Raw genomic sequence first — 12,937 nt, 5'->3', positions numbered from 1 at the left:
GGGGGAAACTTTTTGAAAAAAGTTTCCCCCCGGACCCCCCTTCAAAAACTTTCAAAGGGAACGAACGTTAACTGGAATCCCGCTATGGGATTCGGTGCGGTGATGGCGTTCCCTTGCGGAAGTACGAATGCAAAAGATAAGAAATGAAGAAGGATTGCGCCTCGGCGGCCGCATGCCGCTTTCCACACTGGACTACCCCGGCGAGTTGGCGGCGGTGCTTTTTTGCCGGGGCTGCCCCTGGCGCTGTCCGTACTGCCACAACGCGACCCTACGCGAAAGCGACGGCGAGGCCGACGAGGCCTTCGCCGACACCCTGCCCTGGCTGGAAAGCCGGCAAGGGCTCCTCGACGCGGTGGTCTTCTCCGGCGGCGAACCCACGGCGCAGCCGGGATTGCCGGCGGCCATGACGGCCGTACGGGACCTCGGCTTCAAGATCGGCCTGCACACGGCCGGCATGTTCCCCGACGCCCTGGCCGACGCGCTGCCCTATTGCGACTGGGTGGGCTGCGACATCAAGGCCCCGGCCGCGGCCTATGGCCGCATCACCGGCGTCCCCGGAAGCGCGGCCCAAGCCTCGGCCAGCCTCCAACTCCTGGAACAGTCCCATGTCGCCTTCGAAGTGCGCACCACCTGGCACCCAGCCCTGCTCACCCCGACGGACATGACCGCCCTGGCCGACGAACTGGACCGGCAGGAAGTCCCCACCTGGGTCATCCAGCCCTTCCAGCCCAAAGGCTGCGCCGACGAAAACCTCAGCGCCGCCGGACCGGCCGTCTTCCCGGACGAGCTCCTGGAAACGCTGCGCCAGACAGCCCCCGGCCTCTCCATCACCGTGCGGTGATTGGGGAGGGGAGGGGAAGAGTCGGGGGAGGGAACCCTTTTTTGAAAAAAAGGGTTCCCTCCCCCGGACCCCCACCCTCCCCAAAAACTTTCAAAGGGGGGCAAGGGGACGTATCCCCCTCACCCCGTTAAAAGTTTTTGAAGGGGGTCCAGGGGGAAACTTTTTTCAAAAAGTTTCCCCCTGGCCGCCGGAGGCTCTTTACCTCTTCAACAACACCGCGCGGACGCGGCGGGCTGCTTCCACCATATTGGCCAGGGCGGCCGAGACTTCCGGCCAGGCCCGGGTCTTGAGCCCGCAATCAGGGTTGGCCCACAGCCGTTCGGGCGGGATGACCTCGGCCGCGCGTTTGAGCAGCGCTTCCATCTCCTCGACCGACGGCACACGCGGGCTGTGGATGTCGTAGAGCCCGGGACCGATCTCGTTGGGATATTGGAAGTCCGCGAAGGCGGTCAGAAGCTCCATGCGGCTGCGGCTGGCCTCGATGCTGATGACGTCGGCGTCCATGGCGGCGATGGACGGCACGATGTCGTTGAATTCCGCGTAGCACATGTGGGTGTGGATCTGCGTTTCCGGTTTGGCCACGGCGGCGGTCAGCCGGAAATCGTCCACGGCCAGGGCCAGGGCCATCTCCCAGTCCTTGCGCCGCAGCGGCAGCCCCTCGCGCAGGGCCGGCTCGTCGATCTGGATCACGCGCAACCCGGCCCGCTCCAGATCCGCCACCTCGTCGCGCATGGCCAGGGCGATCTGCCGGCGCGTGGTCTCGCGGGGCTGGTCGTCGCGCACGAAGCTCCAGCACAGGATGGTCGCCGGGCCGGTGAGCATGCCCTTCATGGGCTTCTTGGTGAGGGACGCGGCATAGGTCGACCAGTCCACGGTCATGGGGCCGGGGCGCGACACGTCGCCGTAGATGACCGGCGGCTTGACGCAACGCGCGCCGTAGCTTTGCACCCAGCCGTTTTTCGTGAAGCAGAAGCCGGCGAGCCGCTCGCCGAAATACTCCACCATGTCGTTTCGTTCGGGTTCGCCGTGCACCAGCACGTCGAGGCCGAGCGCCTCCTGCCGGGCCACCACGTCGGCGATGGTCTCCTTGAGGAATGTTTCGTAGGCGGCGGCGTCCATCTCGCCGGTTTTGGCGCGCCGCCGGGCCTGCCGGATCTCCGGCGTCTGGGGGAAGGAGCCGATGGTGGTGGTGGGGACGGGCGGCAGGGAAAGGGCGGCCGCCTGCAATCCGGCGCGTTCCTTGTACGGAGCCGGCCGGTGGAACATGTCCACGGTGATGGCCTCCACCCGATGGCGCACGGCCGCGTCGGTCGCGACCCCGCTTTCCCGCCGGCTTTCCCAGGCGGCCCGGTTGGCGGCCAGGGCGGCGGCCACCTCCGAACGCTCAGGCCCGCCGGGCGCGGCGGCATCGGCCAGCAGGCGCACCTCGCGGCATTTCTGCACGGCAAAGGCCATCCAACTGCGAATGGTCGGGTCGAGGGCGCTTTCCGCCTCGAGGTCCACCGGGCAATGCAGCAGCGAACACGACGGCGCGAGCATGAGGCGCTTCGCCCCGACGTGGTCCGCCGCGAGCTCGATGCGCGCCAGGGCGGCGGCCGCGTCCACGCGCCAGATGTTGCGCCCGTCCACGAGCCCCAGCGACAAGGCGGTCTCCGGGGACAGCGCCTTGGCGACCAAGGCGATCTGGGTCGGGTCGCGCACGCAGTCGATATGGAGCGCGCCGAGGGGCAGCCCTTCCACCCAGGACAGGTTGTGGGCGATGCCGCCGAAGTAGGTGGCGAGCATCACCTTCGCCGGACCGGCGGCCCTGGCCAGATCGCCGTACGCCTCCTTAAACGGCCCGGCCAGGGCTTCGGGCGGGTCCTGGGCCAGGATGGGCTCGTCGAGTTCGATCCAGGGGCACAGCGCGCCCAGGCGGCCGAGGATGTCCCGGTAGGCCTCAAGCAGGTCCGGGAGCAGCGAAAAGCGGTCGAAGCCGGGAGAAACGCTCTTGCCGAGCATGAGAAAGGTGAAAGGCCCGGGCAGCACGGCCTTGGCCGCGAACCCGGCCTGGGCGGCCTGGCGCGCCTCGTCGAAGATTTTCGACCCGACCACGGCAAGACGCTGCCCCGGCGTGAACTCCGGCACGATGTAGTGGTAGTTGGTGTCGAACCACTTGGTCATCTCCATGGCCGCCACGTCGCGCGTTCCGTCCTGGACGCCCCGGGCCATGGCGAAAAAGGTGTCGAGGGACGCCTCCCCGCCGGCATGGCCGAAGCGCTCCGGCACCGCACCCAGCAGGCAGGCCATGTCGAGCATGTGGTCGTAGAGGGAAAAATCGCCGACCGGCACGAGGTCGATGCCGGCCTCGCGCGCAAGCGTCCAATGCGAAAGCCGCAAGGCGGCGGTCCGTTCCCCGAGGGCGGCGGCGTCGATCCCGCCGGCCCAGTACGCTTCAAGGGCGGCCTTGAGTTCCCGACCCCGCCCCATGCGCGGAAATCCCAGCAAATGCGTCACCATGCAACGTGCTCCTTGTTGGCCCGGGTGGTCCACGGGCGGTTGGCGTCGGCCGGCATGACCAAAAAACGGCACGCAACAAAAAAACCCGTCCCCAACATGCGGGGAACGGGCCACGGGTGACGATCCGGGAACGCGAACGCGTCCGGCGCAACGGTCACTCCGGCCCATGTCGCGAGGCCTGGATACCGACCGATTCGAGGCGTCTTCTGGCTTACGGGGCGGTCCCCAAAGGGACCATCAGCATCCGGAGGCTTCCTTCCCAGGCCGGCTTTCGCCCGACCCAGTGGAGAACCGCCGCCAAACCCCGATCACAGCAGCGCGTCTGCGACGGATTCGCACCGTCTTCCGTTTCTCGAAAGGTCCTTTACCACAAATCGGCCCGTCAATGGCCCAATTCCAGTCCCCTGTCAATGAGGAGGAGGGGAAGAAACGGAGATGCGAGAGGGGGACCCTTTTTGAAAAAAGTGTCCCCCTCTCGCGCTCTCCCCTCCCAAAAACTTTCAAAAAGGAGAACAGGTTCACGCAAGACGGGGCGGTATTTCTTGTATCAACGCGGTTGCGATCGCGACAGGGCGTCCCGCAGAAAGCGCCGCAGCACATTTTCCGCCTGGTTGTAGGAAACCTTGATCTCCGGGTGGAACTGCGTTCCGTACAGACGTCCGTCCCGGCCGCGCACGGCCTGGATGTACGTGGACTCGGCCACCACTTCGAACCCCGGCGGCAGGTCGTACACGGCCCAGCCGTGCACTTCCGGCGCGGTGAAGGGCTGGGGCAGGCCCTTGAACAGTGGATCGTCGACGAGGGTGCGGATCTCCGCGTACCGGTCCGGCTTTTCCATGGCGGAAATGTCGGAATGCCCCATGGAGCGCACACGGGTGTAGCCCGAGGCGAAGGAAAGCATCTGGTGCCCGGCGCAAATGCCGAGGATGGGAACCGGCGCGGCGCGAATGATCTCGAATTCGCCGTTGTATTCGAACATGGGCAGGTCGTTGTAGTCGGCGTTGTTGCCGCTGAGCAAAATGGCCACCGGCTTTTTCGCAAGCGCCTCGTACAGGGCCATGCTCGCTTCGTAATACGGCACGGTCACGGTCGCCAGTTCCGGGACCATCTCATGGACGCGCGCGGCCAGCTCCGTAAACGTCGCGCCGTTGTGCTGGTTGCCGATGACGAGGACATACGGCCCGGACGGCGGGCTCGGCACGGGAGGATGCCCCGGAGAATACAGCAGCAGCTCGTTTATGCCCGGGGCATAGCCGGTCCAGTCGCTGATCTCCAGCCGCCAGAAACGGGCCGAAACCCCGTCGACATCGAGAATGAAGCGGTAGGTATCGCCGTCGGTGACCTTGACGACCTCCTTCCAGGCAACGCCGTCGGGGCTCGCCAGCCAGCGGAAGGCCACCGGCCAGCCGTCCCGGCTGCCGGAATCGGCCAGCATCCAGATGCGGCTTATGGTCCGCCTCCGCCCCAGATCCAGCTCCACCCAGGCCCTGTCCGGACCCGGAGGCGCGGCCCGCCACTGGGTGGAAAGGCCCTGGTCGGTATAGTCGATGAGATTTTTCGGGTCCGAGCCGCTCGAAACCTTCACGCTCACGGGCACGGCCCGGGTCAGGTCCATGAAGGCCTTGTCGCTCGCCGTATCCACCGAAAACCGGCTGACCGCCCAGGGCCCGTGCGCGCCCTTCTCGTCCGTGGCCCGCACGCGCCAGTACCAGCGGGTCCCATCCGCCAGGGGCTTTTGCTCGGAAATGGCCAGGGCGCTGACGCCTTCGGGGTTTTCCGGCAGCGTGTAGTCGAGGCGGCCGACCGCGAACGCCTTGTCGCGGGCGAGCTGGATTTCGTAGACGCGTTTCCCCTGGCCGCCCGTGGCGTTTTTAAAGGACAAAACAGGCGCCACGCGGGTGACGACGACATCGAAATTGGGGTTCGTGGTGAGCCGCGGCGCGCTGATCGGACACTGTGCCAGGGCCACGGCGCAGGACAGGCCGACGATCCATACGGTGAGGACGAGCGGAGGCAACATCCGGCTTTTCATGCGGGCACTCCTTGGGCCGGCAAAGCATCCGGCCGTGGCGGCGCATCGCAAGACGACCGAGCGCGCCACGCGTTAAAAGGTATAGATGATGCCAAGCGCCGCCTGCCAGGCGTCGCCGGCCTGATGCACCATACGATGTCCCCAGATGCTCGAGTGGAACCCTTCGGGATGGGCCCAGCCGGTTTCGCCGATCAGGTTCAGGGCGTCGGTCAGGGCGTACACGTGCTCCCAGGCGATGGAATAGAGCCGCTCCCCCTCGGCGAGATCCCGCCCCATGGTCACGTAACTGCCGGGGCCGCCCGTCAGGGCCACGGCCTTGCGCAGGCCCGCCGGCGAACTGGTGCCCGTGGCGTAGGAAAAGGCGACCAGGGAGGTCAGGCGGGGCAAAACGCTGATGCGGGCGAAGTTGAGGACCAGACCCATGCTGCCCTGGGGCGTGGTGTTCATGGCGGCCTGGGTCAGGTACTGGTCGGCGTTGAAAAGAAACGAGCCCGCGGGTCCCCATATCGTGTTGATGGCGGGCAGCCGCTCGGAGCCGTCGGACAGCCCGGAATCCTCGCCGCTGCCGTACCAGCCGAACAACTGCGGCGCAAAGGCGGTAAAGCCGGTATATTCCAGTCCCGCGTCCGCGAACCAGCCGCGCCGGTGGAAGCGCTCCCGGTCGGCGGCGAAGGCGTCGCCGTAGACCGCGTCGGCATAGAACTTGAGCGACAACGGCAGCTCGGCGTCCAGGGAAAAACCGGCCCAAAGCGCCGCGTTCTGGTTGTTGGAAAACGCCGTCGCCCCGGCGTAGGAACTGGCCGAAAGCAGGCTGTTCCCCATGGGGCTCGGCAGGTCGGCGGATCGGCCGAGGATGGCCACCGCGCCCCAGGGCGTGAAATGCGTGCCCGCGACCGTCACCGGCAGCGTGAGGAAGGTGAAGTCCAACTCGTCGCCGACTTGCGTGGTTGTGCCGTCGTAGGTCCGGTTGGTGTCCACCAGCCGGGCGTAGCCGGCCGTGACGTCGAGCCGGTCCGCGATCAGCGGCGCGCTGACGACCAGGGCGGCCGCGTCGCTGTTGCCCGAGTCCGTGCCGAGCACCACGGAGTCGTAGAAGACGGCGTTGTGCGGCAGGGACAGGGGCTGGTAGCCGGCGGTCACCTTGATGGCCGTCTCGGGCAGGGTGAACTGGAGATAGCACTGGTAGGGCTCGATGGCGGTCGTCGGATTGGCCGCCGTCAGGGTGCCGTGGCCCCAGGTCTGGTTGTTGACGCGAAGCCCGAGGCGAAAGGCCAAGTTTTCGTTGGCGGCGAGATCGACATGCAGGCGCAGGCGCTGCCAGATGTTCATGGTGTCCGCGGTCCGGGTGCCGTCCGCGTTCCAGCCGGTGTAGTTCTGATTGCTGAAAAACGTGCCCTGCACGCGAAAATCGCCGTACATGGAAACCGAGGTTGCGGCCGAGGCGGCGGGGGCGAACAAGCAGGCGGCGACGAAAACGAGAGCGGCGAACCGGAATCGGGGCATGGCGGTGTTCCTGCTGGGGTGTCCTGGAAAAATGCGTCCGTCTTTTCCAGAACGCAAACGGGTTGGCTGGGGCGGCTGCCTCAAATCGGCATCCATGGACCTCAAACGGGCCGCGCCGGCACGGTCCGGCCCCGGATCATCGATCGATCCGGGGCCGAACGGGACGTGGCGCGGGGTTAGGTGTGGCTGAACCCCGAGGCCGTCTCCGCGGACAGGGAGTGGGTCACGGGATTTTGGGCGAAGTAGGCCAGGCAACGCTTGAGGTCGTCGACCAGGAGGTCGGCCAGGTCACGGCTGAAGCCGTGGCGGACCAGGGCGCGCATGACCACGAGGTCCTCCCGATGGGGCGGCATGGAATAGGCCGGCACCTGCCAGCCCCGGGAGCGCAGCCGGTCGGACAGGTCGTAGAGGTTGAAGTTGTGCTTGCTCCCTTCGACAAGGCTCCAGGTCACGGCCGGGATGCCGCCCCGGCCGTCGTAGATGACCTCGAAGTCCGGGATTTCCCGAAGCGCGTCGCCGAGATAGGCGGCCGTGTCGTAGCAGGCCGACTGGATCTTGTCGTAGCCCTCGCGGCCAAGGCGCAGGAAGTTGTAGTACTGGGCGATGATCTGGCCGCCGGGGCGCGAGAAGTTGAGCGCGAAGGTCGGCATGTTGCCGCCGAGGTAGTTGACTTTGAAGATCAGGTCCTCGGGCAGCTCCTTGGCGTCGCGCCACACCACCCAGCCGACGCCGAGCGGCGACAGGCCGAACTTGTGGCCCGAGGCGTTGATCGATTTAACCCGGGGCAGCCGGAAATCCCAGAGCAAGCCGGGATCGTGGAACGGGGCCAGAAAGCCGCCGCTCGCGCCGTCCACATGGACCGGGATGTCGTGGCCGGTGTCGGCCTGGTACTTGTCCAGGGCCTTGCACACCGCTTCCACGGGCTCGTACTGGCAGGTGAAGGTCACGCCGAGCGTCGGCACCACGCCGATGGTGTTTTCGTCGCAGCGTTTGATGACTTCCTCGGGGCTCATGATGAGCCTGTCGCGCTCCATGGGGATTTCGCGCAGTTCGACGTCCCAGTAGCGGGCGAACTTGTGCCAGCAGACCTGGACCGGGCCGCAGATCATGTTGGGCTTGTCCGTCGGTTTGCCGGCTGCCTTGCGGGCGGCCCGCCAGCGCCATTTCATGGCCAGCCCGCCGAGCATGGCCGCCTCGCTCGAACCGGTGGTGGAGCAGCCCATGGTGTTGGCGGCCTCTGGCGAGTGCCACAGGTCGGCCAGCATGTGCACGCAACGCGCTTCCACCTCGGCGGTCTGGGGATACTCGTCCTTGTCGATCATGTTCTTGTCGAGGCATTCGTCCATCAACCGGTGAATCTCGGGGTCGGCCCAGGTCTGACAGAAGGTGGCCAGATTCTGGCGGGAATTGCCGTCGAGCATCAGTTCGTCGTGCACGACCTGATAGGCGTGTCTGGCCTCGATCTCTTTTTCGGGAAAGCGGTACTTGGGCATGCGCACCGAAAGGTCGCTCGACGCGTACACATCGTCGAGGAGATCGTCGCGGACCGTGTCTTTCTGATGCAAGGGCATAAAAGCGCCTCCTTCGTTGCGGTTTCGCCGGCGGCCTACTTGCCGCCCTGAAGCCAGCCGGGTTTCTTGCAGGCGTTGATGACGAGCGGCAGGCCGACGAACACCACCAGGCCGGCCGCCACGAGGCCCACGTACAGGGCCGGATTGCCCACGGGAAGGTTCGTCGGCGGGAAAAAGCCGACCACCAGGGAGAACGCCACGCCGAGAAGGCCGATGCCGGCGATAAACCCCATGCCGACGACGCCGCCTGGCACCTTGTAGGAGCGCGGCAGGTCGGGACGGGTCAGACGCAGCCGGATGGCGGCGGCGTACATGAGAATGTACATCACGAGATAGAGGGTGACGGTCATGGCGGAAAGCACGAAAAAGGCCACGCTCACGTTGTCCATGATGAAGTAGAGGGCGGCGAGCAGGCTGACGATCACGCCCTGGATGAGCAGGATGTTGATCTGCACGCCGTTCTTGTTGACCTTGGCCATAAAGGGCGGAATCTCGCCCTGCTTGGCCGTCTCGAGCAGGCCCCGGCTCGGTCCGCCGACCCAGGACATGACGCCGCCGATGGCCCCGAAGGCCGCGAGCAGCCCCATGACCGGCGTTAAAAACCCGATGCCGAACTTGTCGAAGAGCTGCTTGAACGCCTGCATCAGCCCGGCCGTGAGGCTGATCTCGGAAGCCGGGACCACGGCGGCCACGGCCAGCGAGCCGAGCATGAACAGCAGGAAGATAATGGCCGCGGCCAAAAACATGCTCTCCGGAAACTGGCGGGACGGGTTTTCCAGTTCGGTGGCGTGCACGGCGTGGACCTCGACGCCGGCGAAAAGCAGGATGATGCCGGCCAGAAAGGCCACGCTGCCAAGGCCGGTGATGTGGGGAAAGAGCCTGGCGTGGGGATGGGCCAGCGCGCCGGCGGCGTCCGCGGCCGGGCCGGCGCCGAGAAACGCGATGGGGTTGCCCTGGTCGATCCACAAAAGCCCGAGGACGATAACCACCACCCCGGGCAGCACCGTGCCGAGCAGCACGCCGTACTTGGTGACCGAGCTGGCCACGTTGCTGCCGGCCAGGGTCAGGAAGGTGGCCGCCCAGTAGCACACCAGAATCACGATGCCGGTGTAGACGCCGTTTTGGGCCATGGCCGGCTGCATAAAGAGGTAGGCCAGACAGCTGGCCGCAAAACCGAGCACCGTGGGATACCAGACCACGTTCTGGATCCATTGGAGCCATATGGCCGTGAATCCCCAGCGGGAACCGAACGCTTCCTTGACCCAGGTATAGACGCCGCCGCCCTTCTCGCCAAACGCGCCGCCCAGTTCCGCCGCCACGAGGGATGCCGGGATAAGGAACATGATGGTGGAGAAGAGGATGTAAAAGACCAGGGAGAGCCCTTCCTTGGCCATCATCGGCAGCCCGCGCAGGCTCACCACCGCCGCGACGGTCATCATGCTCAGCGTGAACACCGACATCTTCTTTTTCGTCGCCATCGTGTCGTCTTCCTTTTTTGCGTCATGCGGTATGAACGGGACCGTGTCCGTTGCGTTGCCTCGCGCTGCAAAAGGCCGTTATGGTGGCAACGGTATCACATCTGCCGCAAAATGAGAAACAATATCATCACACACGCTCTTCTTTTCAGGATATTTCATAATATCGAGATGTTACGGTAAAATTACAATAACACCGCATCCTCGCTTGCCTTTTTCTCAAAAAATCCCCCGCCTGAGACTCGAAATCCGCGCGGCATGCGCAAGACCGCATGCCCGCGCCTTTCCGGGAACCACATTGCCCCGTTTTGGGAAGCGGCGCGGCAAAGCACGCCCCGTTTTGCCCGAGGCCAAAAAAGCGGCGTCCGCCCAAACCGCGCCCCACTCCCCATACGGCGGCTGACCTCAATGCCGACATTGACAATGATTTTGAATATCATTTACACCTCTCGCCGAAAGAGACCCCGCGCATTCGCGCCAAGCCCAAAAGCCTTGCGATCAAGGCGGGCCACAGGAGGAAAAGCATGGCCACGTCACCGCGGCACTTGTCCGCCAAAGGGAAAAGCCGCATCCCCGCGATCACGATCGGAAGCAAACCGGGAAGCAGCATAAAGGCCATGGGCCTCCCGCCCGGGGCGGCGTTCGCGGCTCCCGGCCGCGCGCCGTCGGCCGATGCGGCAACGGGAGGCTCGCGGGAATTTTTCCTGTCACCGTGCGGACGCGCGGCCGGCAACGGCATCGGCGAGGCGCTCTAGCATGGCGGGCACCGCAACGGCGGGCGTCCCGCCCCGACGCCTCCGCCCCTCGATATCGATCCGACACAGCATCCCCGGACGCATCCGGCTGCGCGTAAGCCCGGGACCGCTTGCCGCGAAGGCGGCCACGCTCTGCCAGTCCCTGCCCGGCGTGGATCATGTGCGCGTCAATCCGGCCTGCGCGGCCGTCATCCTGACGTATCAGACCCAAATGACCGACGCGGCCCGCCTGGGCCGGGCCGTCCGTGAGGCCATGGATGCCGCCGCCAACGCCGCCGTCTCCGATCCCGAGCAGGGAACGCGCGCCTGTGCTTGCGCGTCTTCCGGCGTGGGCGGGTCGGGCGTGGGCCGGCAGTTCGTCCGCTTTTTGTCCCTGACCGGAGTCATGGCCACCGTGTTCGTGCGCAAGGTCGTGTTCGGGGCGGCGCTGTCCGAAGCGGCCTTGTCACCGCTCGGCATCGTCGCCTTGCTGGCCGCCTGGCCGGTGGCCAAGGAGTCGCTGCGCCACGCCCGGGAGAAACGCTTCACCCTGGAAGGGTTTCTGGCGACCGGTTGCGTTGCGGCCACGCTGTCGGGACAGGCGCTGACCGCCCTGGAAATCCTGTGGATCCAAAGCGGCGCGGAGACGCTCAAGGCCTGGGTGTCGGAGCGCTCGCGCCAATCCATCGCCGCCATTTTGGACTTGACCGCCAAGAACACCTTCATCGTGGCCGGCGACGTGGAAGTGGAAGTGCCGGTGTCCGCCGTCAAGCCGCGCGACATCGTGGTGCTGCACACCGGAGAAAAAATCTCGGTCGACGGGCATGTCATCTCGGGCGAGGCGCTCGTCGACGATTCGCCCATCACCGGCCGGGCCGAGCCCGCCCACCTCGGCCCGGGGGACAAGGTGTTCGCCGGCGCCTACGTGCGCCAGGGCATCCTCCACGTCCGGGTGGAATGCGTGGGGGACCGCACCTATCTGGCCCGCATCATGCGGCAGGTCGAGGACTCGCTGGAAAACAAGGCCCCCATCGAATCCGTGGCCGACGACCTGGCCCGGTCCATGGTGCGCCTGGGGCTTATGGCCACGGGGCTGACCCTGCTCGCCACGGGCAGCCTGTGGCGGGCGTTTACGGTCATGATGGTCATGGCCTGTCCCTGCGCCACGGTGCTTTCGGCCCAGACCGCCGTTTCCGCCGCCATCGCCGCCGCCGCCAAGCGCGGCATCCTTATCAAGGGCGGGCGCTATCTGGAGGAGGTCGGCCAGGCGGACACGGTCTGCTTCGACAAGACCGGCACGCTGACCAGCAACCAGCCGCGCATCGAGTGCATCCGCAATTTTTCCGATTGCGACGAAAGCGCGCTGTTGCGCTTCGCCTATTCGGCCGAGATGCACAACCACCACCCCCTGGCCCTGGCCATCCGCAACGCGGCCGTGGCCCGGGACATCGCCCCCATCTCCCACGCGGTGTGCGACTTCACCCTCGGCAAGGGCGTTCGGGCAGTCATCGGCGAGGACGTCGTCCGCCTGGGCAACCGCGCCTATATGGAAGAAGCGGGACTTTGCGCGGCGCAAGCGGACGCGGCCGTGGCCGATCTCAGGGAACGCGGGCTGACCGTGATTTTCCTGGCCAAAAACCGGGAGGTCCTGGCCGCCATCGCCTTTGCCAACGAACCCCGGCCCGACGCCAAGGCCACCGTCGCCGCCCTGGCCCGAACCGGCGTCTCCACGGTGGCCCTGGTGACCGGGGACGCGGAAAAGACCGCGCACGACCTTGCCCGGGAACTGGGCATCGCGGTCTGCCACCATTCCGTGCTGCCCGAGGAGAAAGGGGCCATCGTCTCGCTGCTGCGCCAAGGCGGCCACAAGGTCATCATGGTCGGCGACGGCATCAACGACGCCCTGGCCCTGGCCGATGCCGACATCGGCATCGCCATGAGCGCCGGCGGGGCGGACGTTGCCATCGAGGCGGCGGACATCGCGCTCGTGCGCGATGATCTGGCCGACATCCTCTACGTGCGGGAACTGAGTCGTCGCACCGTCCAGGTGGCGCATCAGAACTTCTGGATCGCCACCTCCACCAACATCGGCGGCGCGCTGGCCGGGGCGCTCGGCCTGCTTTCGCCCGTGGCCGCCGGGCTTTTGCACATCGTCCACACCTTGGGCGTGCTGGCCAACTCCTCGCGCCTGCTTTTGCCCTTGCCCGCCGGGCCGGTCCCGATATCCCAGGCAGACGTCGTCCCGGCCGTTCTTTCGCAACCCGAACCGGAGAAAGCCTAAC

The 12,937-nt window shown here is 66.2% G+C and carries 8 protein-coding genes and 1 riboswitch; of the genes, 3 read left to right on the top strand and 5 right to left on the bottom strand.

The annotated features are described in order from the left end of the window. Positions 1-127: 127 nt before the first annotated feature. Positions 128-841, top strand: coding sequence for an anaerobic ribonucleoside-triphosphate reductase activating protein (locus DESFRDRAFT_RS10585; RefSeq protein ID WP_043794491.1), 714 nt, complete (start codon positions 128-130; stop codon positions 839-841). Positions 842-1,039: 198 nt separating this feature from the next. On the opposite strand, the gene metE is transcribed toward DESFRDRAFT_RS10585, so the two are convergent. The 5 genes from metE to DESFRDRAFT_RS10560 form a co-directional block, all read right to left on the bottom strand. Next, positions 1,040-3,340, bottom strand: a complete 2,301-nt coding sequence (gene metE / locus DESFRDRAFT_RS10580) for a 5-methyltetrahydropteroyltriglutamate--homocysteine S-methyltransferase (protein WP_005993731.1) — start codon at positions 3,338-3,340, stop codon at positions 1,040-1,042. Between the two features lie 181 nt (positions 3,341-3,521). Next, positions 3,522-3,727: riboswitch (cobalamin riboswitch) on the bottom strand. 160 nt (positions 3,728-3,887) lie between these two features. Next, a complete protein-coding gene (locus DESFRDRAFT_RS10575; protein ID WP_005993729.1) occupies positions 3,888-5,372 on the bottom strand; it encodes a glutamine amidotransferase-related protein in 1,485 nt (494 codons plus the stop codon). A gap of 72 nt (positions 5,373-5,444) precedes the next feature. Further along, positions 5,445-6,875, bottom strand: coding sequence for an outer membrane homotrimeric porin (locus DESFRDRAFT_RS10570; RefSeq protein ID WP_005993727.1), 1,431 nt, complete (start codon positions 6,873-6,875; stop codon positions 5,445-5,447). 176 nt (positions 6,876-7,051) lie between these two features. Further along, entirely contained in the window at positions 7,052-8,446 is a 1,395-nt protein-coding gene (locus tag DESFRDRAFT_RS10565) for a glutamate decarboxylase (RefSeq protein WP_005993725.1), read from the bottom strand. 35 nt (positions 8,447-8,481) lie between these two features. Beyond that, positions 8,482-9,924: an amino acid permease gene (locus tag DESFRDRAFT_RS10560; RefSeq protein WP_005993723.1), complete on the bottom strand. Its 1,443-nt coding sequence runs from the start codon at positions 9,922-9,924 to the stop codon at positions 8,482-8,484. A gap of 521 nt (positions 9,925-10,445) precedes the next feature. On the opposite strand from DESFRDRAFT_RS10560, the gene DESFRDRAFT_RS22160 reads away from it, so the two are divergent. Continuing rightward, complete coding sequence (locus DESFRDRAFT_RS22160; protein WP_005993721.1) at positions 10,446-10,676, top strand: hypothetical protein; 231 nt, start codon at positions 10,446-10,448, stop codon at positions 10,674-10,676. A 1-nt stretch (position 10,677) separates the two neighbouring features. Beyond that, the gene (locus DESFRDRAFT_RS10550; protein WP_005993719.1) at positions 10,678-12,936 is read left to right on the top strand and encodes a heavy metal translocating P-type ATPase; all 2,259 of its coding nucleotides are present in this window, start codon (positions 10,678-10,680) and stop codon (positions 12,934-12,936) included. The last annotated feature ends 1 nt before the right edge of the window (position 12,937 follow it).

It is taken from the genome of Solidesulfovibrio fructosivorans JJ] (assembly GCF_000179555.1).
Lineage (GTDB): Bacteria > Desulfobacterota > Desulfovibrionia > Desulfovibrionales > Desulfovibrionaceae > Solidesulfovibrio > Solidesulfovibrio fructosivorans.
This window is presented reverse-complemented; position numbering and strand designations above follow the sequence as displayed.